Annotated in this window: 14 protein-coding genes; 6 read left to right on the plus strand and 8 right to left on the minus strand. The window is 67.8% G+C overall.

What is annotated here, in order from left to right:
• Positions 1-347 precede the first annotated feature (347 nt).
• Positions 348-1,217: an oxygenase MpaB family protein gene (locus IFS44_RS00380; protein WP_192097482.1), complete on the minus strand. Its 870-nt coding sequence runs from the start codon at positions 1,215-1,217 to the stop codon at positions 348-350.
• A gap of 120 nt (positions 1,218-1,337) precedes the next feature.
• Here IFS44_RS00380 and IFS44_RS00385 point away from each other — a divergent pair, with 120 nt between their 5' ends.
• Positions 1,338-3,149: a DUF885 domain-containing protein gene (locus IFS44_RS00385; RefSeq protein WP_192097070.1), complete on the plus strand. Its 1,812-nt coding sequence runs from the start codon at positions 1,338-1,340 to the stop codon at positions 3,147-3,149.
• Positions 3,150-3,160: 11 nt separating this feature from the next.
• On the plus strand, positions 3,161-5,803 hold the full coding sequence (locus IFS44_RS00390) for a M1 family metallopeptidase (protein ID WP_244649857.1): 2,643 nt from the start codon (positions 3,161-3,163) through the stop codon (positions 5,801-5,803).
• Here IFS44_RS00390 and IFS44_RS00400 read toward each other — a convergent pair.
• Positions 5,800-7,983, minus strand: coding sequence for a penicillin acylase family protein (locus IFS44_RS00400; protein ID WP_446740833.1), 2,184 nt, complete (start codon positions 7,981-7,983; stop codon positions 5,800-5,802). The two genes, IFS44_RS00390 and IFS44_RS00400, sit on opposite strands and share 4 nt — an antisense overlap.
• Before the next feature lie 81 nt (positions 7,984-8,064).
• Positions 8,065-9,348: a DEAD/DEAH box helicase gene (locus tag IFS44_RS00405; protein WP_031396629.1), complete on the minus strand. Its 1,284-nt coding sequence runs from the start codon at positions 9,346-9,348 to the stop codon at positions 8,065-8,067.
• A 563-nt stretch (positions 9,349-9,911) separates the two neighbouring features.
• On the opposite strand from IFS44_RS00405, the gene IFS44_RS00410 reads away from it, so the two are divergent.
• Together IFS44_RS00410 and IFS44_RS00415 are read left to right on the plus strand one after the other, a co-directional pair.
• Positions 9,912-13,058, plus strand: coding sequence for a TonB-dependent receptor (locus IFS44_RS00410; RefSeq protein ID WP_197977709.1), 3,147 nt, complete (start codon positions 9,912-9,914; stop codon positions 13,056-13,058).
• Positions 13,059-13,168: 110 nt separating this feature from the next.
• On the plus strand, positions 13,169-14,836 hold the full coding sequence (locus IFS44_RS00415) for a glycoside hydrolase family 43 protein (RefSeq protein WP_192097072.1): 1,668 nt from the start codon (positions 13,169-13,171) through the stop codon (positions 14,834-14,836).
• Positions 14,837-14,931: 95 nt separating this feature from the next.
• Here IFS44_RS00415 and IFS44_RS00420 read toward each other — a convergent pair whose 3' ends face one another.
• The 5 genes from IFS44_RS00420 to IFS44_RS00440 form a co-directional block, all read right to left on the minus strand.
• Positions 14,932-15,312, minus strand: a complete 381-nt coding sequence (locus IFS44_RS00420) for a hypothetical protein (protein ID WP_031394795.1) — start codon at positions 15,310-15,312, stop codon at positions 14,932-14,934.
• Positions 15,313-15,433: 121 nt separating this feature from the next.
• Positions 15,434-16,087: an alpha/beta fold hydrolase gene (locus IFS44_RS00425; protein WP_031440721.1), complete on the minus strand. Its 654-nt coding sequence runs from the start codon at positions 16,085-16,087 to the stop codon at positions 15,434-15,436.
• Positions 16,088-16,153: 66 nt separating this feature from the next.
• On the minus strand, positions 16,154-17,455 hold the full coding sequence (locus IFS44_RS00430) for a CitMHS family transporter (protein ID WP_056408458.1): 1,302 nt from the start codon (positions 17,453-17,455) through the stop codon (positions 16,154-16,156).
• A gap of 63 nt (positions 17,456-17,518) precedes the next feature.
• On the minus strand, positions 17,519-19,024 hold the full coding sequence (locus IFS44_RS00435; protein ID WP_192097073.1) for an OprO/OprP family phosphate-selective porin: 1,506 nt from the start codon (positions 19,022-19,024) through the stop codon (positions 17,519-17,521).
• Positions 19,021-20,109: an ABC transporter substrate-binding protein gene (locus IFS44_RS00440; RefSeq protein WP_192097074.1), complete on the minus strand. Its 1,089-nt coding sequence runs from the start codon at positions 20,107-20,109 to the stop codon at positions 19,021-19,023. Before IFS44_RS00440 ends, IFS44_RS00435 begins: the two co-directional genes overlap by 4 nt.
• A gap of 113 nt (positions 20,110-20,222) precedes the next feature.
• Here IFS44_RS00440 and IFS44_RS00445 point away from each other — a divergent pair, with 113 nt between their 5' ends.
• Together IFS44_RS00445 and IFS44_RS00450 are read left to right on the plus strand one after the other, a co-directional pair.
• The gene (locus IFS44_RS00445; protein ID WP_192097075.1) at positions 20,223-20,888 is read left to right on the plus strand and encodes a response regulator transcription factor; all 666 of its coding nucleotides are present in this window, start codon (positions 20,223-20,225) and stop codon (positions 20,886-20,888) included.
• Entirely contained in the window at positions 20,878-22,278 is a 1,401-nt protein-coding gene (locus tag IFS44_RS00450) for a sensor histidine kinase (protein WP_192097076.1), read from the plus strand. The genes IFS44_RS00445 and IFS44_RS00450 overlap by 11 nt, the downstream gene beginning before the upstream one ends.

Below are 22,278 nucleotides of genomic sequence, written 5' to 3' on the forward strand. Positions count from 1 at the left end.
GCTGACGTGCATGTGAATCTGGGATATGCCATGGGATTGCCCCCCGTTGTAATGGACATGCGTCACCGATCGTCGGTGCGCGCGGCATCGACAGTCCAGATGACAAGCGTGGACGATATCCGGTCGCCGGCATTACGCCGTAACCGGTCTGAAAACTGCGGAATTCTTGGCGTTCGACTAGGACAGTGTCGGCAACTTCGCTGGCCATAAGACGATTGACGGACGACAATTTGACCGACCATCGGCCGGGACTGTTTGTCTACCGGCTGGTATATAAAGCGCCGCGGAAACCTGTCAACCAGATTAACATACCGGCTGGTAGTTTAATCGCGACGGCCGGGGATCGGCTATTGGTCGACAAACGCCCAGCGTAATGTTCTCGCCAGATTGCGTGTGCCCGACGTGACGACGGGCCGCATCAAGGCCGGCGACCCCGCCAGCCCATGCATTCGCCGCGCCCATGCGGGCAGCAGATCGACCGCGGCCTGCATCACGATACGCTGGACGGGCAGGGCGAGCGGGTTCGCGGGCGTCTGCTCCAGTACGAACCGTTCAACCTCGCGCGTCCGGGCATCCGCGACGAGCTGCGGGCGCATGGTCTGCAGATAACGGTCCGTTCCCGCCCAATCCCGTGGCAGCGATGCGGCACCAAGCAGTTCGCCGACCTCGGCGAACGCTGCATAATAGGCGTCCTGCTCGGCCATGCCGAGCCGGTGGTCGCCGAAACGCTGCCACGCGGCGAGGAAGCACCAGGCCTCCGAGACATGGACCCAGGCGAGCAGTGCGGGATCGTCCGCGCGGTAGGGCGTGCCGTTAGGGAGCGTACCGGCGATGTGCGCGTGCACCGCGCGGACACGCGCGATCACCGCCTCCGCATCGGTGCGCTCGCCATAGGTCGTGACCGCGATGAACCGCGCGGTGCGCCGGAGCCTGCCGAGCATGTCTGTGCGGAAGTTCGAATGATCCCAGACGCCCGCCAGAACCGCCGGGTGCAGCATCTGCAGCAGCAGTGCTGCGACGCCGCCGACCATCATGCTGACCACGTCGCCATGCACTGTGCCGATCACCGCATCGGGCGCGAACATCGCCGCAGCGCTGCGCTCGACCGGCGCCTCGCCGCGCGCCTGGTCGTTGAACAGCGCACGCACCTGCCCGACGATCCGGGCCTTGGCGCCGGATCTGGCCCGCTCGCGCAGCAGAGTAGGAAGGTCTTTCATCATGGCATGAACGCGCGATCGGCAATTTCGCGCCTGACGACGAAGGCCATGCAATTGGCGGTCCGTGATTGCGCTGACGGGATCCGCGCGCGACAAGCACGCATTCGACAGGAGAATGTAATGCGTCTTGCCTTTGCCCTATTGCTGCTGCCCACCGTGCCGATCGTCCTCGCCGCCGCCCCGGCGCCGGTGGAGACCCAGCGCGTCGCGGCGCAGGATGCGGCACTGCTCGCATTCCTTGACAAGGCCTATGACGAACAGCTTGATCTCAGCCCGGAATCGCTGACGCAGCTCGGGCTGAAGACGCATTATGACCGGCTCGACGACTATACCGACGCCGCCGCGGTCCGCGCGCAGGCCCTGTCGGAGCGGCAGCTGAAGGCCATGCGGTCGCGGTTCCGTCCCGACGATCTGGGCGAGAGTGCGCGGGTCAGTTACCGGCTGTTCGAATATGAGGTCGACCGCGGGCGGCAGTCGCTGCGCTTCCGCAAGCTGCGCTTCCCCGTCACGACCAACGGCAGCCCCGCGGGCGACATCCCGGTGTTGCTGATCAACAACCACAAGGTCGATACGCTCGCCGACGCGCAGGCCTATATCGCACGGCTGCGCGATACCGAGCGGGTCATGCGCGAGGTCACGACGACGATGCGCGAGCAGGCGGCGGCCGGGATCATCCCCAATGCGGTGAACTTCGTACCCGCCCGCGCCGATGCACGCGCCGTGCTGGTCGGTGCCCCGTTCGACGCTGGCGCGGATTCGACGGTCATGGCCGATTTCCGCAAGAAGGTGACCGCGCTGGCAGTGCCCGCGGCGACCAAGACGGCGTTGCTAGAGCAGGCGCGCGCGGCGCTCACGGGGCCGTTCCGTGCCGGCTATGACCAGCTGTTCGCGACGCTGGACGCCATCGAGCCGCAATCGAAGGGCAATTTCGGCGCCTGGAATCTGCCCGATGGCGCGGCCTATTATGCCGACCGGCTGAAGACCTCGACCACGACCGCGCTGACCGCCGACCAGATCCACGATCTGGGCCTGAAACAGGTAGCCGCGATCCGGCAGGAGATGGAGGCGATCAAGCGCGAGGTCGGCTTCACCGGCACGCTCGAACAGTTCTTCGACAAGATCCGCACCGATCCCCAGTTCAAATATCCCAACACCAGCGCGGGGCGCGAACAATATCTCGGCGACGCGCGCGCCGTGATCGCATCGGTGATGGCGGCAGCCCCCCGCTATTTCCGGACCCTGCCCAAGGCGCCGCTCGAGGTGCGCGCGGTCGAGAAATGGCGGGAGGGCACGGCGTCCACCGCCTTCTACAATCCACCGTCGGCGGACGGATCGCGGCCCGGCATCTATTACGTCAACCTGGTCGACATGAACCAGACGCAGAAGGTCCAGGTCGCCGGCATCGCTGCGCACGAGGGCGCGCCGGGGCATCATTTCCAGATCGCGCGCCAGCAGGAGCTGACCGGCATCCCCAAATTCCGCAAGTTCGGCGGCTATGGCGCCTATATCGAGGGCTGGGGGCTGTATTCGGAGCGGCTCGCGAACGAGATGGGGGTCTATAAGGACCCCTATGCGCGGTTCGGCATGCTGTCGCTCCAGGTGTGGCGCGCGATCCGGCTGGTACTCGACACGGGCATCCATGCCAAGCGCTGGAACCGCGACCAGGCGATCGCCTATTTCAAGGCGAACAGCTCGGTCTCCGACAAGGACATCGCGCGCGAGGTGGACCGGTATTTCAACTGGCCGGGGCAGGCGACCAGCTACATGGTCGGTCAACTCAAGATCGCCGAACTGCGCGCGCGCGCCGAACGCGAACTGGGGTCGCGGTTCGACATTCGCGATTTCCACGAAGCCGTGCTCGACCAGGGCGCGCTGCCGCTCGACGTGCTCGACGAACAGGTCGGTCGCTACATCGCCGCGCACCGGCAATAAGGGGCGTGACGATGCATCCGGACACGCCGCGCGAAGCGGACCGCCGCGCCCTGTTGAAGGGCGCGCTCGCACTCCCGGCGATCGGCTGGCCGGGCATGGCGCAGGCGGCCGTCGCCGCCGATCCGCTGACCGGGCCGGGCATATCGCTCGCACTGGCGCAGCGGCGGGCGGCGCAGATCGCGCGGGTCCGCTACGCCATCTCGCTCGACGTCACCGCCGCCGACCGTGCGGTCGGGTCGGTCGTGATCCGGTTCGACCGGGTCAGGGACAGCGGCGACCTCGTCCTCGATTTCCGCGGAACGATGCTCACCGGGCTGGAGGCGAACGGTGTGGCGGTCCCGGCCACCGCGCGACGCGATGGTCATCTCGTGCTGCCCGCGTCCGTGCTCAAGACCGGTGCCAACAGCGTGTCGGCGCGCTTCGAGACCCCGATCGCCAGCGCAGGCGCCGCGATCATCCGTTTCAAGGACTCGGCCGACGGGCGGACCTATCTCTACACATTGCTGGTGCCGTCGGACGCCAATCTGCTGTTTCCGTGCTTCGATCAGCCCGACCTGAAGGCCCGCATCCGCTGGGACGTGGTCGCGCCCGCGGGCTGGACGGTGATCGCCAACGGACCGGTCGCCGCGAAGATTCCGACAGGCGCTGCGACCCGCTGGCGGTTCGCGGAGACTGTGCCGATCTCCACCTATCTCGCCGCCTTTGCCGCTGGGCCCTGGGTCGGCACGACATCGGCCCCCGCCGGGGGGCAGCCGATCACGCTCTACGCCCGCCATTCGCGCGCCGCCGAGGTCGATGCCGAGACACAGCTCGCGACCAATCGCGCGGCGGTACGCTGGCTCGCCGACTGGTTCGGCATCGCCTTTCCCTTCGCCAAGCTCGACCTCGTACTCGCGCCGGCCTTTCCCTTCGGCGGCATGGAGCATGTCGGCGCGGTCTTCTACAATGAGGACCGCTTCGTCTTTCGCGAACCGCCGACGCTGCCGCAGCGGCTGGCGCGCGATCAGACCATCTATCACGAGATCAGCCACCAGTGGTTCGGCGACCTCGTCACGATGCGCTGGTTCGACGATCTGTGGCTGAAGGAAGGGTTCTCGACCTTCATGGCCGCGCGGATCCAGGCGGACCTGCAGCCGGACAGCAACGCCTGGACGACGTTCCTGCTGTCGATCAAGACGCCCGCCTATCGCGCCGACGCGACCAGCGGCACGGCACCGCTCTGGCAATCGCTCGACAATCTCGACGCGGCCAAGAGCAATTACGGGCCGATCGTCTACAACAAGGCGCCGGCGGTCATCAAGCAGTTGGCGTTCTTCGTCGGCGAGGACGGGTTCCGGCGCGGCCTGCACCTGTTCCTCACCCGGCATGGCTATGCCAATGCGACCTGGCAGGACCTGCTCGGTGCGGTGGGTGAGGCGTCGGGCATCGATCTGGGCGCGTTCGGTCGCAACTATGTCCTGCGCGCAGGGCTGCCGCGGATCGAGACCGCGCTGACGCTCTTGCAGGGGCGTATCGACGCGCTCGTGCTGAAACAGCGACCGGAGAGCAGGCTGCCGGGTGATCCGGGCGGCGCCTGGCCGATGAAGGTGCGCGTCCGCCTCGGCTATCACGACCGCGACGACGTCGTGCTCGACGCACGCTTCGAGGGGGCGGTCGCGACCGTTGACAAGGCCGCTGGCCTGCCCGCGCCCGACTATGTCTGGGCGAATGACGACGACCAGGGTTACGGCCTGTTCATGCCCGACGACCGGACCGTCGCGTGGATCGCCGCGCGGATCGGTAGCGTGACCGACAGCCTGTTGCGCGCGATGCTGTGGAGCGCGCTCTGGGATGTGGTCCGCGACCGCCGGCTGCCGCCCGAACGCTATCTTGCGGTGCTGTTGCGCGAGCTTCCCGCCGAGCGCGACGAACAGATATCGCGCGCGATCCTGTCGCGCGGCGCAGCGGCGCTCGACGTCTATCTCACCGAGACACGCGGCGCGGGGCTCCGGGCGGGCTGGGAGACCGCGCTGCTCGCGCGGATCGACGATGCGGCGATCGGCTATGGACTGCGCAAGGACGCGCTCGATCGTTTGATCGCGACCGCACGGACGCCGCTCGCGCTCGACCGCCTCCGCGCCCTGCTCGACGGCAGCGCGCGACTAGCCGGCGAGCCGATCCGCCAGCCGACACGCTGGGCGATCGTCCGGCGGCTGATCACGATCGACGCACCCGACGCGGGCACGCACTTCACCGCCGAGCGCACGCGCGATACCTCGACCGAAGCCGCCAAGGATGCCTTCGTCGCAGAGGCGGCATCCCCGCGGGCCGCGGTGAAGACCGCCTATTTCAAGCGCTATTTCGACGATGCCGCGCTCAACGAGGCATGGGCGAGCGAAAGCCTCAGCGCGTTCAATGCGGACGGGCAGGCGGCGCTGACGATCGGCTTCCTGCGACCGGCGCTCGATCGCCTGCTGTGGATCCGGCAGAATCGCCGCATCTTCTTCCTGCCCGCCTGGATCGACGCGTTCATCGGCGGGCAGGTGAGCCAGGAGGCGCTGCGGATCGTCGACGATTTTCTTGGCGAGCAGCGGTCGTTGCCGGTCGACGTGCGCCGCAAGATCCTGCTGGCGCGCGACGAACTGGCGCGCATCGTCGCCATTCGGAAGACCTAGCCGCCGGGGTGGTATTCTCGCGCGACATGCCCCTTGAGCTCGTCGGGATGGAAATAGACCGGGCGCAGCGTGCCGCCGGCGTAGCGCGCGGTCTGGTCGGCGAAGTGCGGGGATGTGATATCGCCGCTCTGGCCGCCGACCATCACCGCCGTCGCCTTCACCCGCGGTCCGAATTCGACGACCGCGACGAAGCTGTTGCCGCTGGTCCCGTAATAGCGCTTCGTCCCCGGCCAGCGCTTGGCGCCGAACGATGCGAGGCTGCCCCATTGCGCGGACGTGAAGGGGATCGGCGTCGACGCGCGCGCATCGTCGAAATGCGGCTGGATCGCGTCGTCGAGCCGCTGGAAGCGGTTGATCGCCTGCCACGGCGTTCGCCAGTCGCCAAAGTCGCGGGTCAGCTGATCGACCGCGGCCGACAGCGCGGCGAGCTTGGCCTCCGGCGTGACGCGCGTCGCGATGTAGTCGGGCACGTTCATCCGCTCGGCCTGTGCGAACCCGCCAACCTCGCGCCACAGCTGATCGCCCCAGAACACCGCAAGGCTGGTCGCGACCGAGTTATAGCCCCAGCGGTGATCCCAGCGATCGAGCAGCGCGATCGGCGCCGCGAGCTTTGCCCGCCGCGGATCGCTGGCCGGCAGCGCTCGCCAGGCGTCGACCAGACCGGGGAGAAGCCGTGCGAAGGCGGGGAGGTAGGAATCATAGGCGGCGGCACGCAGCGTCTCCGCGGTCCAGCCGCGTTTCCCGGTCAGCAACAGATCGGCATGGACGCCGCGCGCATTGCCGCCGACCTGATCCATGTAGCGCGGATAGTCCGCCGCCCGCGGACTATCGGGTCCGGCCGCGCTCCAGGGCCAGTCATTGGTGTTGTGCACCCAGCCGGTGCGCGGGTTCGCAACGCTCGGCAGCGTGGCGAGCCCGTGCAGCCCGCGCCAGTCGCTCGCCGGGTCACTGCCGTCGACGGGCCGGGTATAGTCGAACCGGTCACTTCTGATCGGCATGAACTGCGGCATCAGGAACGCGATCTCGCCCTTGGCGTCGGCGAACAGCGTGTCGTTTGACGAATTCGCCTTGCGCTGTGCAACCGCCATATAGCCTGCCAGGTCGGTCGCCTTGGTCCGCAGATAGCTTTGCTCGAGCGCAGGCACGGGCTTCCACATCAGCGCGGTCGCGATCCAGCGCCCCGCCTTGCTCGCGACGATCGGGCCGTGATGCGTGCGATAGGTCGTGAAGCGGCGCGTGCCCGACGTCCCGTCGGCGTTGCGGACGCGCAAGGTGACGACCTTCGTGGTGACCGGCCGCAGCGCCTTGCCGTAGCGATAGCGGTAGCCCGTGTCGCCGCGGACGACCCGTTCGGCAAAGTCATCGACATTGTCGACCGTCGACGAGGTGTGCATCCAGCCCGCAGACGGGTTGAACCCCTGATAGACGAAGAATTGGCCCCAGGTACTTGCGCCATAGGCGTTGAGCCCCTGGTCGCTCGTCATCTGCGCCTCGGAGCGGAAATAGAAGCTGGTGTGCGGGTTGATCAGCAGCAGCGCATGACCGTTCGCGGTCAGGCGCGGTGCGATCGCGATCCCGTTCGACCCCGACGGTTCGCGCGGCACCATGCCCAGCTCTTCGGGGCTGGGCGGCGTCGGCGTACCGTAGAAGGTCTTGAGGTCGCTCAGCGATATCCGCTCGATATCGCCGCCGATGCTGCCCTCGGTAAAGCTTAGCGCCATCCACGGCTCGAACCGGGTGAGGACCCGTGGCTTCACCTGCGGATGGGTTGCCAGATAATAGTTCAGCCCGTCGGCCCAGGCCTGCATGAGCGTCCGCAGCCAGCCGGGGCTCGCCGCATAGTCGCGCTGGAGTTCGGCCGGGTCGACGAACAGCCGCTGTCGCAAATCGGCCCAGACCGCGTCCTCGCCGTCCGCCTCCGCGCTCCTGCCGAGCGCGGTCAGGTAATTCGCCTCGATCCGCGCAAAGTCGTCCTCGGCCTGTGCGTAGATCAGCCCGAACACCGCGTCCGCGTCGGACCGACCGCGGACATGCGGGATCCCCCAGTCGTCGCGGGTGATCGTCACGCGTCCCGCCTGCGCCTCCCACCGGGCCCACTCGGTCGGTGGCGCACTGGGCGCCGTCGTCAGCATCGCCAACAGGATCATCGGCGTGCGGGCGTGTCGAAGGATCATGGCCATCGCGGCAGCCTAAGCCGCAAACCGGGGAATGACCATGCGTCGCCCCCGCCGTCACGACGGGGTCGACACGGTACCCCGCGGTCAGGCGGCCTGGGCGGCCATCCGCGCGGCGAGCTTCTCTTCCTCGGTCCACACCTTGCGCTCGCGTGGCGGCTTGGGCGCCTTGACCTGCTTGACCGGGCCGCCGCCCAGCACCGGCGCGCGCTTGGTCGAGTGACGCGCGACTTCGCAATGCCATTCGTGATCGTCGTGCACGGTCAGCGTGCGCCCGATCTCGCGCTCGACGTCGTGGAGCCATGCGCGCTGCTCGGCGTCGCACAGCGTGACCGCGAAGCCGCTGCGGCCTGCACGCCCGGTCCGGCCGATCCGGTGGACATAGCTTTCGGGCAGGCTCGGCAGGTCGTGGTTGAAGACGTGGGTCACCGTGTCGACGTCGATCCCGCGTGCCGCGATGTCGGTCGCGACCAGCACCTGGACGGTGCCGGCACGGAACGCGTCGAGCGCACGCTCGCGCTGGCCCTGCGATTTGTTGCCGTGCAGCGCTTCGGCGGTGATCCCCGCTTCGCCGATGAACGCGCAAACGTCGTTGGCGATGTTCTTCTGCAGCGTGAACACGACCGCCTGGCCGATGTCGGGCGTGCGCAGCAGCGCGAGCAGCGCATCCTTCTTGTTCGCGGCGTCGAGGAACATCACCGATTGCTCGATCCGGTCGACCGTGGTCGAGGGCGGGGCGATCTCGACCTTCGCCGGATCGCGCAACAGGCTGTCGGCCAGCGTCGCGATCGACTTTGGCATGGTTGCCGAGAACAGCAGCGTGTGCCGGTCCGCGGGCAGGGTCGCGACGATCCGCTCGATCGGCTTGGCAAAACCCATGTCGAGCATCTGGTCCGCCTCGTCGAGCACCAGCGCCTCGAGCGCCGACAGGTCGCAAAGCCCCTGCTCGACCAAATCGAGCAGGCGACCCGGCGCCGCGACGATGATGTCGACGCCGGCCTCGAGCGCCTTGACCTGGTGGAACTGGCTGACGCCGCCGAAGATCGTCATCACGCTCGGCTTCAGATGACGGCCGAAGCTCTCGAACCCGGCAGCGATCTGCGACACGAGCTCGCGCGTCGGCGCGAGGACGAGGATGCGCGCGCCGCCCTTGGGGGCAGGGCGGGGATCGGCGGCGAGCCGGTGGAGCAGCGGGAGCGCGAACGCGGCGGTCTTGCCCGTGCCGGTCTGCGCCATGCCGAGCATGTCGCGGCCCTGCAGCAGCTGCGGGATCGATTGCGCCTGGATCGGGGTCGGGTGGGCATAGCCCTGTTCGGCGAGCGCCTCGAGCAGGAAGGGCGCCAAAGCGAGGTCGGCGAAGGTCGTGGTCATGGTAAAGCGGCGCCTCCGGCGCTGGGCAAGGCCGCGCCTGGTCGGGCTTAGCATTTCGGGAGCGCGCGCTGGTAGGTTTTATGCTGCACTGCGTCAATCTGGAATAGCGGCAACGTGCCAAGGGCATTCGCTTACCGGCGGCAGCGGGCAACCCTTGAGACCAAAATGCGCCACGGACCGCCCCGATCGGACGTCCTCACGGCCCGCAGAAAGGGCCTAAGGGATTGGCCAAACCAAAACCGGCTTGACTCGCTAACCAATCATGGCGAGATACCGGTAACATCAGACTGCGTCAGACGGTTTCATGAGGGATAGGATGAGTGACCATGAAAGTGTCCGGCCAATGTCGCGGCCGCCAGATCGGCCGGCGGATGCCCGCGCCGGATGTCGCGCCGGCGCGCTTCCCCCTGAATCAGCTCGGCGAGCCCTGATAGCCTGACCGGCCTACCGAATACGCACATAGCATCACATTTTTAGCCAAACCGGGACCCGCTTTCCGCGCCCCAGTACCGACTTCGTATGCCGCAACGAACGGCGACGACCCCACAGAGAGGACCCTGATCATGAAGGCATTTCAACAGCCGCGTCTGACGCGTGCAGCCTTGTTGTGCGCTACCACCCTGGCCGTGTTGGCGCCGTCGATCGCGCTGGCGCAGACGGTGCCGCCGCCGCAGGAGCAGGTGCCGGACAATGGCCAGGATCCCGCCCCGGCAACGCCGCCCGCGCCGCAGACCGAGGACACGCAGGGCACGCCCAGCGAGGACATCGTCGTCACCGGCTACCGGTCGAGCCTCGCCAAGTCGACCGACGCCAAGCGCGCGTCGACCGGCTTCACCGATTCGATCTTTGCCGAGGATATCGGCAAGTTTCCCGACACCAACATCGCCGAATCCTTCAACCGCATTCCCGGCATCACGATCACGCGCGACGTGACGGGCGAGGGGACCAACGTCGCGATCCGCGGGCTCGGATCGAACTTCACCAACGTGACGCTCAACGGCGCGACGATCGCGGTCGCGTCGTCGGGTGCGACCGACGCGCAGGGCACGGATCGCTCGGTCGACCTGAGCTTCTTCCCGACCGAATTGTTCACCAAGCTGACCGTCAACAAGAGCTATACGGCCGACCTGCTCGAGGGCGGCGCGGCGGGCAATATCGATCTGCGCTCGGCACGTCCGCTCGACCGCGCGACCGGATTCCTGAACTATAACGTCCAGGGTACGCGCCAGTCGCCCGAGGACCGGATCGGCGCGCGCGGCGCGCTGATCGGCAGCTGGCGGACCGACACGTTCGGAATCCTGGCCGGCGTGTCGGCACAAAGGCTGTTCACCGATACGCGCGGGTTCGAGACGATTGGCTATACCAATCCGGCGCTGACCGCGGCGCAGTGCAGCGCCACGTCGGGCTGCAACACGACCGGCGGCGGCAACTGGACGATCCCGGCGGTGGTGCCCGCCGGCGCCGGCGCCGGGCTGGTCGCGGGGACGCCGATCGACCGGGCGTTTCTGCTTGCGAACAACCCCGGCGCGACGATCCAGCAGATCGACAATGCGCTGCTCCCGCGGCTCGGTCGCACGACCAGCATCCGCGGCCCGCGCGACCGGATCAACGCGATCGTCAGCACCGAATGGCAGCCGACCGACGCGCTGCATTTCTACATCGACGGTTTGTACGGCTACAAGAAGAACGAACTCACCCGCGAGAACATGGCCTGGATCGTCCGCAACGGCGCGATCATCCCGACCAACCTGACCTTCGACAATCCCGATTGCACGATCGGATGCGTCGTGACCGGCGGGACGTTTGCGAACGCGCAGTTCTTCAACGAATTCCGCCCCTATACCGAGACGACCAAGCTGGTCAGTATCAACCCGGGCGGCGAATGGGAGATCTCGCCGACGCTCAAGGCCTCGCTGCAGGGCAATTATGCGCGGTCGACCTTCCACCGCGAGAGCCCGACCGTGGGCCTCACCACCCCGCTCGGCGTCGGCAATACGGTCACCTACAGCAACACCGGCGGAATCCCGACGATCCAGAGCGGGCTCGACCTGAACGATCCCGCGAATTTCGGCTGGAACGCGGGCAGCCGGGTCGGCATCCAGGACGAGCGGCGTCTCAACAAGAGCAAGGGCGCGCGTGGCGATCTGACCTGGGGCGGCAAGGCGCTCAACCTGAAGATCGGCGGCGCATTCGACGACGTGTCGCGGCGGATCCGCGGGTTCGACAACAGCCAGGCGTGGCAGAATGCGGTCTGCGGGAACAATCCCAACGTGTTCGTCGCATCGCCCAACACCCAGCCGCCCTGCGCAGGCCTCGACGCCCCCGGCGCCGCGCCGGCGGGCTATCCCAGCTATCCGGGCTATGGCACGGGCGCGACCACCGGCCTGGCGGGGCCGGTCAGCTATGGCGGCTCGCTGGTCCCCAATGCGGCGGTGCCCGGCTATCTGAAGCCTGGTCCGGCAGGGTTCGTCACCGTCGACTGGCCGGCCTTTGCCGCCGCCACCAACTATGACAGCTTCCACGACGCGGCGCCCGAGACGGGTGCGGCCAACACCGGCGCCAGCGGCGGTGCGATCCGCGAGGTCGTAAAATCCGCCTTCGCCACGCTCAACGGCGCGCAGCAGATCGGCGACAACACGCTGCGGTTCAATGTCGGTGTACGCTACGTCAACACGATCCAGACGATCACGGGCCGCGTCTCGCTGCCGGATCCGCGCAACACGACCAGCACGGGCGCGAGCTTGCCCGACGGCAGCCGCTACGTGAATATCGTCAGCGAGGTGTCGACGCGAAACGTCTATTCGAAATGGCTGCCCGCCGCGACCTTCGCCTATGACCTTGGCGACCAGGCGGTGGTGCGTGTCGCCGGCTCGCGTACGATGACGCGTCCGGATCCCTCGGCGCAGCTTCCCGGGGTCAACTTCGGTGCGCCGTCGGCGGATCAGGCGAACATCGGCAACCCGGCGCTCAAGCCCTATATGTCGACCAACCTCGACCTCGGTTTCGAATATTATACCGGCCGTGAAGGCGTCGTCAGCTTCAACGCGTTCCGCAAGTCGATCGAGGGGTTCACCAACACCGCGATCAACACCGTGCCGTTCGCGGCGCTGGCGCAATACGGCATCACCTTCGACACGCTCAACGCCAACCAGCAGTTCGCGATCCAGTCGCGCGGCGGCCCCGGCGTCGCGCAGGTTCAGGTCACGTCGCAGGTCAACGTGCCCAACAAGCTGACGATCAACGGCCTCGAATTCCAGTGGGTCCAGCCGCTCGACTTCCTGACCCGGATGATCGGCGTCACGGGCTTCGGCTTCAATGCCAATGCGACGATCGTCGATCAGCGCAGCGATGGCCCGGCAACGGCGTTCGGCGTGTCGCCCTTCACCTACAACATCACCGGCTTCTACGAGAAGAACGGCGTGATGCTCCGGGTGGCGACGACCTCGCGTCAGGGCGCACAGAATAGCGGCGCGGCGCAGAACGGTATCCCGGCGGCGGCGCTGTTCGGGACGGACTATACGACCTACGACTTCTCGTCGTCGTTCGATCTCGACAAGATCTTCGGCCTGGCGGGCGCACCGCAGCTGACGGTCAACGTGTCGAACTTCACCGACGCGACGCTGCGGTCCTATTTCCAGTTCGAGAATGCGACCTTCACGCAGTATAAGCCGGGTCGTCAGTTCCTGATCGGCCTGCGCGGCACCTTCTAGGACCGACGGTCGGGACGGTCGCCACTGCGCGATCGTCCCGGCAGCCGCCGAAGGACACGAACGACGCAGTTTTGGTACCGCCGCCCGCCCCGGACAAAGGATTCCCCCTCATGCGCATCCTCACCCTCGCTCTCATTGCGCTCGCCGGCACCAGCGTCGCGCAGGGCGGTCCGGCGCAGACCGCCGCCGCGCCGTCCGACGCATCGCCCCGGTTCAGCCGGTTCAGTTATGAGGGGCGGTCGCCCGGTGCGGCACCGTTGCAGCGCAACCAGTATCGCAACCCGATCCTGTCGGGCTATTATCCCGACCCGTCGGTCACGCGGGTCGGCGAGGACTATTATCTCGTCAATTCGTCGTTCGCGCATTTTCCCGGACTGCCGGTCTTCCATTCGCGCGACCTGGTGAACTGGACTCAGATCGGCAACGCGATCGACCGCCCCGATCAGCTCGACTTCACCGGCATGCGGACGTCGCAGGCGGTCTTTGCGCCCGACATCTCCCATCACGACGGCGTCTTCTACATCGTCAACACCTGCGTCGAGTGCAAAGGCAATTTCGTCATCACCGCGCGCAATCCGGCCGGCCCCTGGTCCGCGCCGATCTGGCTGCCGTTCGAGGGCATCGACCCCTCGATCTTCTGGGAAGGCGACAAGGCCTATATCGTCAACAACCGCGCCCCCGCCGAACCGCCGCGCTATGACGGGCACCGCGCGATCTGGATCCAGGAATATGACTGGCGCAAGGGGCAGATGGTCGGCGAGAGCACGCAGCTCGTCAATGGCGGCGTCGACCTGTCGAAAAAGCCGGTCTGGATCGAAGGGCCGCACATCTTCCGCAAGGATGGCTGGTATTATCTGACCGCCGCGGAGGGCGGCACGAGCGTCAATCATTCTCAGGTCGTGCTCCGGTCGCGGACTTTGCGCGGCCGCTATGAGCCCTATGCCGGCAACCCCATACTGACGCAGCGTGATCTCGACCCCGCGAGGTCGCGGCCGATCACATCGGCGGGGCATGCCGAACTGGTCCAGACTCAGACGGGCGAGTGGTGGGCGACCTTCCTCGCGGTCCGGCCCTATTCAGGCGACTATTACAATATCGGTCGCGAGACGTTCCTGCTCCCCGTGACCTGGAAGGACGGCTGGCCGATCATCCTGCCCAAGGGGCAGCGCGTCCCCGAAGTCGCGGCGTCGCCCAGACTGCCTGCGCAACGCCCGGGGCCAGTGCCGACGGCCGGCGCCTTTTCCTATGTCGACGAGTTCGACGGCGATCGTCTAGCGATGCAATGGGTCGGTGTCCGCACCCCCAAGGCACCCTTTTATCGCCTGACCGGTGGAGAGCTCGTGCTCGGCCGGGGAGCACCCATGGGCGATCTCGCGGGCGTTCCCGCCTTTGTCGGCCGGCGCCAGCAGCATCACGACGCGACGATCTCGACCACGCTGCGATTCTCGCCAAAGACCGGCGATCGTGCCGGCCTCGTCGCGATGCAGAGCGACAAGGCGCATCTCTTCTTCGGGCTGACGCGGATAGCGGAGAAGCCCGTCGTGGCTCTCTATACGACGCAGGATGGCAAAGAGCAGCTCGTGGCCAGCGCGCCGGTCGATCCGGCAGGCCCGGTCACGCTGACGATCGACGCATCCGGGGGTACGATGCGCTTTAGCTACACGACCGGCGCAACGCCGCGCACGCTCGCATCAGATGTCGACGTCCGGTTCCTGAGCACCCGGATGGCGGGCGGCTTCGTCGGGACGCTCGTCGGCCCCCATGCCTGGACGCGCTGATCTCGCGTGGCACCGCTGCGTGTCATCGCTGCGGGCGCGATGCCGAATTAAGAAAAAGGCGCGGGCCGGCGGACGTGTCGGCCCGCGCCTGAACCTCAGGCCTTCTTGCGCGCGCGCTTCGGGCTTGCGGCTGCTGCGACGTCCTCTTCCTCGTCCGGGCTGTCCTCGCCCGCCTCGGTCAGCGCCTCGCCGAGCGCGCGCAGCTTGTCCTGCGACGTGTCAGCCTTTTCCGCGATCTTGGTCGTCGCGGCACCAAGCCGGTGCAGCAGCGCATGGACGCGGTCGGCGTCCGGCGCGTCCTTCTCGAGCTGCTTGCGCAGCGATGCCAGGTCGCGAAGAATGCCCTTGGCGCCGGGTGTCTCGATATCGGCGAGTGCGGCTTCCCAATCCTCGACCATGTCGGCGCCCTTGGCGGGCTTCGTCGCGTCGAGACCGCGATTGATCGCGTTCATCGTTCCTGCAAATTTGACGGCCATGTCTGCTCTCTCCTAGCCGGTATCGGCGAGCATCAACGCGGTCGGGCGGCGCGAATGTCCCGCCATTCCTATCAACCTGCATCAACATGATCGCATTTTGTTCGCGGACCCGCCGCGCGCGTCAGCGCAACCAGTTGCGCAGCAGGGCGGTGACCTCGCCCGGCCGTTCGAGCGGGGCGAGATGGCCGCAGCCCCGCAATTCGTGAAACCGCGCGCCCTCGATCAGCGTGGCCAGCGCACGCGCATCGTCGGGCGTGCAGATCCGGTCGCGATCGCCCACCGCGACGAGCGTCGGCACGTGGATCGCGGCGATCGCATCGCTGATGTCGGGCCGTTCGAGCAGCGCACGTTGCTGGCGTTCGAAGACCGCCTTGCCGACCCGGTCCGCCATCGCCTGCACTGGGCCCGCCACGATCGCGGTCAGCCGCGGATCGGCATGCGGCGCGGTCGCGAGCAGCCCCTGGCCGTCGACCGTCCGCGGACGCATCGTCATCGACGCGCGCGTGCCGAACAGCGCGACACGCAGGACCCGGTCGGGCGCCTGCCGCACCATCTCCATCGCGACATAGCCCCCCAGGCTGACCCCTGACACCGCGAAGCGCGGCGGCGCCTTGGCGAGCACGCGCGCGGCCATCGCCGACAGCGTGTCGTCCTGCGACAGGTCATGAAACTCGGGCTCGGCGAGCGCGGCAAGATCCATGATCTGCCGTGCCCAGAGTCGCCCGTCACACCCCATGGCAGGCAGCAGCACGAGCGGGATCGGCGAACGGGTCATGCGGTGTCTCCGGTGGCGGGAAGCAAGGGGCGGATGGCGGGGGGCATCATCGGGCGGCCGGACCGATCAGGCGACGAACGGGAAGGCGAGCGCGATCATGCCCACCACCGTCATCACCGCGCAGACCAGGATCGCCGGCACCAGCGTGAACCGCTGATGATCCGCCAGATCGATCCCGACCAGGCTGACGAGCAGATAGGTCGACGGCACCAGCGGGCTGAGCAGATGGACCGGCTGGCCCATCAGCGACGCGCGCGCGATCGCCTCGGGTGCGACGCCGTAATGCGCGCCCGCCTCGGCGAGGATCGGCAGCATCCCGAAATAGAAGGCGTCGTTCGAGATGAAGAAGGTGAAGGGCAGGCTGAGCGCGGCGGTGATCGGCGCCATATAGGGGCCCATCGCCGGCGGGATCACGCCGACCACCGCCTTGCTCATCGCCTCGACCATCCCGGTGCCGCCGAGGATCCCGGTGAAGATGCCCGCCGCGAAGATCAGCGACACGACTGCCAGCACGTTGCCGGCATGCGCGGAGATGCGTTCCTTCTGGTCGGCGACGCCGGGATAGTTGACGATCATCGCGATCGCGAAGGCGAGCATCATCAGCACCGACAGCGGCAGGATGCCCCAGACCAGCAGCGTCAGCAGCGTGACGACGAGGGCTGCGTTGAACCAGATCAGCTTGGGCCGGCGCGCTTCGGGATATTGCGACACCGCCATGCCGGTGAACGTGTCGGTCGCGGTGATGCCCGCTTCGCCCATGCGCGCGCGCTCCTTGCGGCCAAAATACACCGCCAGCCCGACGAGGAAGGCGAGCCCTGCAATCATGCCGGGAATGAGCGGCAGGAACAGCGTCGCAGGATCGAGCTTCAGCGCGCTTGCCGCGCGTGCGGTCGGCCCGCCCCACGGCGTCAGGTTCATGATCCCGCTCGTCGTCATCAGCAGGCAGACGAGATACAGGCGGTTCATGTCATAGCGCTTGTACAGCGGCAGCAGCGCGGCGATCGTGATGATGTAGGTGGTCGAGCCGTCACCATCAAGGCTGACGAGCGCGCACAGCACGACCGTGCCGATCAGGATCCGCATCGGGTCGCCGTGCACCATCCGGATCAGCCGTCCGACCAGCGGATCGAACAGGCCGGTATCGGTCATCGTCGAGAAGAACAGGATCGCGAACAGCAGCATCACGCCGGTCGGCGCGAGGTTCTTGATCCCGTCGATCATCATCGGGCCGAGACCCGCGGCCTCGCCGGCAAAGACGCCGAAGATCGAGGGGATCACGATCAGCGCGACCAGCGGCGTCATCTTCTTGGTCATGATCAACGTCATGAACGTGGCGACCATCAGGAAGCCAAGCAGGGCAAGGTTCATCGCATCGTCCTAGAAAAGGGCGTGAAAAAGGGGGGTGGGGGCAAAACCCNACGGCGCGCCGCATCAGAACGTCACACCGACGCGCGCGCTGACCGTCTGGCCGCTGTCGTTGCCGACATAATCGCCCGCACGATTGTCGGTGTTCCACTGGATCGCGTTGACCTGGAACCGGGTGAAGCTGTTGAGATACCAGTTCACCCCGACCGTCGCGGCCCAGCCGTCGCCGCCGGTCAGCAGGTCGCTGTAATCGAGGCTCTCGTACCGCGCGGTCAGTTCGATCGCGCCGACGCCGCCATCGAAGGTGGGTTTGAGCACCTTGGGCTGGCCGAAGCTGCCGAGCCGCGGGTTATAGGGCGGCAGGTCGCCGGTGAGGAAGAGACCACCCGACACGCTCCACGCCTTGCTGACGAAATCGGGCCGTCCACCGTCGAGCCGCGCATTGCGCTGGCCGGCTTCGCCCATCACCCACAGTGGCCCGCGATAGCCGCCGAGCTCGACGCCGTAACCCGTCGTCCCGGTCCCGCCCGTCAGCGGTCCGCTCGACACGCGCAACGCGCCGTTGAAGCGTCCGCCGATCACCGTGTTGCGGGTCAGCGTGCCCGCGACGGACGACAGCGATTCGTCGAAACCCCAGAGCCCGAGATGGAGCACGCCAGTGTCGGACTTGATCGGATTCCAGTGCGCGCGGCCGAGCACGGTGCGGCTGTCGCCGACCGTCTGCGTGCCGTCGATCCGGTCGCCGGTGACGGTGACCGACGCGTGGCCAGTCTTCCAGAAGATCCGCGGCATGACGCCGATGCCGTAGAAGCCACGCTGCGGGATGATCGCGGTGGCGACCGTCGTGCGCTCGAGGAACGGGGTGGAGTCCGACCCGGTCGATCCCTCGAAGCTGCGGTCGTTGAACAGATGGCCTGCGCGCACGTCGTAATCGAGACCCGGCGTGATCCGGTTGCGCCAGCCGACGAACGCGGTGACGACGTCGACCTCGTTTTCGGAAAAGTCGCTTTCGAACTGATAGAAGAAATGCGTGCCGACGCCGCCTTCGAGACCGAGGCGCAGCGCGCGCATCCCCGTCGTCGTGATGTTGCGGCCGTCATATTTCGACCCGAAGCTCGAACTCACATCCGTCAGGATCCGGCCGCGCGGCTTGAAGGTATAGACGCCGTCCGCGGAGTGGAAGACCGGCAGGCCCGCGCCCCATTCGGTCGTCAGGCCCGATGGATTGTCGCGTGCCGCCACGGCCTGTGCGACGCTACGGTCGGCGGGGCCGGGGGGCGCGAGCTGCGGTGCGAACGGCACGGTCCGCCGGGGCTCGCCCGTCTGCGCGAGCTGCGGCTGCGGCGCGGCGGCGGTCGGCTGGACGGGGGCCGCGGGCGCAGCCGCCTGTGCGACGACCGCATTGGTCTCGAGCCGGTCGAGCCGGAACTTGAGCGTGGCGATCTCGGCCGCCTGCGCGCGGACCAGTGCGGCGAGGTCGGCGTCGCTGGGCGCCGGTGCCCCGGTCTGGGCGAGCGCGGGTGTCGCGATGATCAGCGCGACGAGAGCGCAGCCGGTACGAAATGGGGTCATCGGGAAGAGGCTCCGTTGGCAAGAAGGGCGGTCCAGTCGCGCAGGAAGCGCTGGCGCTTGAGATGATCGAGCGTGACGAGAAGCTGCGGTCCGACCCGGATCGGCCGGGCCTGCGCGGCGGGAAGGCGGCGCGCGGGGACGTCGGTGCGGACCGGCCAGAGGCTGCGCTTTGCGAGCAGCGACTGGCCTTCGCGCGACAGCAGGAAGTCGAGGAACAGCTTGGCCGCGGCGGGATGCGCGGCCTCGCGGGCGATGAACGCGATCCGCGACGTGACGATCGTATAGTCCTTGAGGAACGCCACGCCGATCCGCGGATCGGTGCTCGCGCGCTCGAGCGCATAGGAGCCGATGACGTTGTAGGCGATCGCCTGCCGGCCCTCGGCGACGCCGCGCAGCATCGGCTCGCTGGTCCGCGACAGGACCGGCTTGGTCGCCGCGATCGCCTCCAGCAACGACCGCGTGTCGCGCGTGATCGCCATGTCCTCCGACAGATAGAGATAGCCGACATTCGAGCGTGACGGATCGAAGGTCGTCACGCGCCCGGTCAGCGCGGTGCGCTGCGTCCGCAGCAGCGCCTCCAGCGCGGCATGCGTCCGCGGCACGCGCGCCGGCGGCAGCAGCCGCTTGTTGTAGACGATCCCGATCGGCTCGGCGGTGACGCCGAAGCCCATGTTTTTCCAGACCGAGACGGCGGGCAGCGCGGGTTTTTCGGGGCTGGCATAGCTTTGCGCGAAGCCGTCGTTGATCAGCTTGACCTGCAGATCCATCGCCGACGACCAGACCAGATCGGCGGACAGGCGCCGCGCGCGCGTCTCGGCGACGAATCGGCGATACATCTCGGTCGACCCGAGATCGGCATAGAGGACGGTGATGCCGGGATAGCGTTTGCGAAAGGCGGCGACTACCGGCAGCAGCTCGGCGCGATCGGCATTGCCATAGATCCGGACCTGCCGCTCGGCGCGTGCGCTTTCGATCAGCGTGTCATAGGAGCGGGGATAGCCCGCCGGACGCTGCGCCGACACCGCGGTCGCCGCGAACCCGGTCAGCGTGGCCAGCAATCCGATCGTGAAAACCATTCGTGCCATCGTCACCTCTCCTCGCCTTCCGTCTCTGTGTTCGGATAGGCAGTAGCGGTGGAATACGAATCGAAGCTGTCACCAACCTTTCACGCCCTTTTGAATCAACGAGGTAAGCCGATTTGCGCATTCTGCTGATCGAGGACGACGCCGCCCTCGCGCGCAGCATCGCGGCATTGCTGCGGGCGGGCGGCAATGCGGTCGATCATGTTGCGAGCGGCGAGGAGGCGCTCGGCATCGTCGCGGGCGAGCCCTATGCGCTGGTCATCCTCGATGTCGGGCTGCCCGGGATCGACGGTTTCGCGGTGCTCGAGACGCTGCGGCGACGCGGCGAGCGTGTGCCCGTGCTGATGCTGACCGCACGCGATGCGCTGGACGACCGCGTGCGCGGGCTCGATCTCGGCGCCGACGACTATCTGCGCAAGCCGTTCGATCCCGAGGAGCTCGAGGCGCGGGTCCGCGCGCTGGGACGGCGACGCGGCGGCGATCCGCTCCCGGTGCTGAGCGTGGGGAGCTTGACGATGAACCGCTCGACGGGCGATGCGGATATCGCCGGCCGGGTGCTCGAGCTGCGCCGTCGCGAACGCGCGGTGCTCGAGGCGCTGGCGATGCGCGCGGGCCGCGTCGTGCCGCGCGAGCTGCTGATCGGCGAGGTGTTCGGGTTCGACGAACCCGTCGGCGGCAACGCGATCGAGGTCCATGTCACGCGGTTGCGGACCAAACTCGCCCCCGACGGTCCAGGTATCCGCACCGTCCGCGGCGTCGGTTATATGCTCGATGCGGGCTGAGGCGCGTGCCCCCGCGCTGCGGACGCGCCTGCTGGTCGCGGTGCTCGGTCCGCTGCTCGCCGCGGCGATCCTGATCGGCGTGGTGGGCGCGACGCTGATCACCGACGTCGTCCGGCGCACCAGCGACCGCGTGCTCGGGGGCGCGCTCGGGGCGATCGCGGAGACCGTGCAGGTCGAGCGCGGCGAGGTCACGCTCGACCTGCCCGCCGCCGCGTTCGGGATGCTCGAGAACGCCGAACGCGACAATGTCTATTACCGCATCGCGGTCGGCGGGGACCTGCTCACCGGTTATGCCGACCTGCCCGCACCCGATCCCGCCGGGCTCGCGGTCGATGTGCCCGCCTACCGCTTTGCGCGTTATCGCGGTCAGCGGATCCGCATCGCCGAGGTCCGTCGCGACCTGCCGCGGATCAACCGGCCGGTGATCGTGCAGATCGCCGAGACGATCGACAATCGGTCAGCCCTGACCCGCCGTCTGATGATCGCGCTGCTCATCGGCGAGTGCGTCCTGGTCGGTGGTGCCGCGCTGCTGCTCCGCCCGGCGCTGGGGTGGAGCCTGCGCCCGCTGGCCCGGCTGCGCGGCGCGATCGAGGCGCGCGACAAGCGGGCGCGGCCCGACTTCTCGCCGCTCGACACGGGGCCGCTGCCGCGCGAGCTCCGCCCGCTTGCCGGCGCGTTCGACCGACTGCTCGCGCAGCTCGATACCGCGACGGTCGGCGTGCGCCGCTTCACCGCCGACGCGTCTCACCAGATGCGCACGCCGCTCTCGGTCCTCAAGGTTCAGGTGGCGCTCGCGCGGCGCGGTTCGGGCGCCGAACGGCACGAGGCGCTCGACGAGATCGGCGATGCCGTGACGCGGCTCGAACGGCTCGTCACCCAGTTGCTGGCGCTGGCACGGGCGGAGGAGGCGGGGGTGTCCGCCCCGCTCGAAACCGTCGACCTGCGCGAGGTGGCCGCTGCGGTCATCACCCGCCAGATCAACCAGGCGATCGAGGCGGGGATCGACCTCACGCTCGAAACCGACCCGGTCGAAACCTACCAGGTACCCGGCCACCGGACGCTGATCTTCGAAATCCTGTCGAACCTCGTCGACAACGGCATCCGCTATAACCGGCGCGGCGGCACGGTCACGGTCAGCCTCCAGACGTCGCGCGGGGAGACCGCGATCGCGGTGATCGACGACGGCCCGGGCATCGCCGACAGCCAGCGCGAGGTGGCGTTCGATCGCTTCGTCCGTCTCGGCGCACCGGGCAGCCCGGAAGGCAGTGGCCTAGGGCTCGCGATCGTCCGCTCCGCCGTCGCGCGGTTGAACGCGACCGTCGGCTTCGGCGCAGCGGACCGCGGCACGACGATCGTCGTCCGCTTCCCCGGCACCGCCGCGGCCGGCTGA

Origin of the sequence: Sphingomonas sp. CFBP 13706 (assembly GCF_014842355.1) — a bacterium.
In the GTDB taxonomy this organism is placed as follows: domain Bacteria; phylum Pseudomonadota; class Alphaproteobacteria; order Sphingomonadales; family Sphingomonadaceae; genus Sphingomonas; species Sphingomonas aerolata.

Bases quoted from the DNA above. Each gene is read 5' to 3' on its own strand.
- IFS44_RS00380 (WP_192097482.1), bottom strand. From the start codon at position 1,217: ATGAAAGACCTTCCTACTCTGCTGCGCGAGCGGGCCAGATCCGGCGCC.
- IFS44_RS00385 (WP_192097070.1), top strand. From the start codon at position 1,338: ATGCGTCTTGCCTTTGCCCTATTGCTGCTGCCCACCGTGCCGATCGTC.
- IFS44_RS00390 (WP_244649857.1), top strand. From the start codon at position 3,161: ATGCATCCGGACACGCCGCGCGAAGCGGACCGCCGCGCCCTGTTGAAG.
- IFS44_RS00400 (WP_446740833.1), bottom strand. From the start codon at position 7,983: ATGGCCATGATCCTTCGACACGCCCGCACGCCGATGATCCTGTTGGCG.
- IFS44_RS00405 (WP_031396629.1), bottom strand. From the start codon at position 9,348: ATGACCACGACCTTCGCCGACCTCGCTTTGGCGCCCTTCCTGCTCGAG.
- IFS44_RS00410 (WP_197977709.1), top strand. From the start codon at position 9,912: ATGAAGGCATTTCAACAGCCGCGTCTGACGCGTGCAGCCTTGTTGTGC.
- IFS44_RS00415 (WP_192097072.1), top strand. From the start codon at position 13,169: ATGCGCATCCTCACCCTCGCTCTCATTGCGCTCGCCGGCACCAGCGTC.
- IFS44_RS00420 (WP_031394795.1), bottom strand. From the start codon at position 15,312: ATGGCCGTCAAATTTGCAGGAACGATGAACGCGATCAATCGCGGTCTC.
- IFS44_RS00425 (WP_031440721.1), bottom strand. From the start codon at position 16,087: ATGACCCGTTCGCCGATCCCGCTCGTGCTGCTGCCTGCCATGGGGTGT.
- IFS44_RS00430 (WP_056408458.1), bottom strand. From the start codon at position 17,455: ATGAACCTTGCCCTGCTTGGCTTCCTGATGGTCGCCACGTTCATGACG.
- IFS44_RS00435 (WP_192097073.1), bottom strand. From the start codon at position 19,024: ATGACCCCATTTCGTACCGGCTGCGCTCTCGTCGCGCTGATCATCGCG.
- IFS44_RS00440 (WP_192097074.1), bottom strand. From the start codon at position 20,109: ATGGCACGAATGGTTTTCACGATCGGATTGCTGGCCACGCTGACCGGG.
- IFS44_RS00450 (WP_192097076.1), top strand. From the start codon at position 20,878: ATGCGGGCTGAGGCGCGTGCCCCCGCGCTGCGGACGCGCCTGCTGGTC.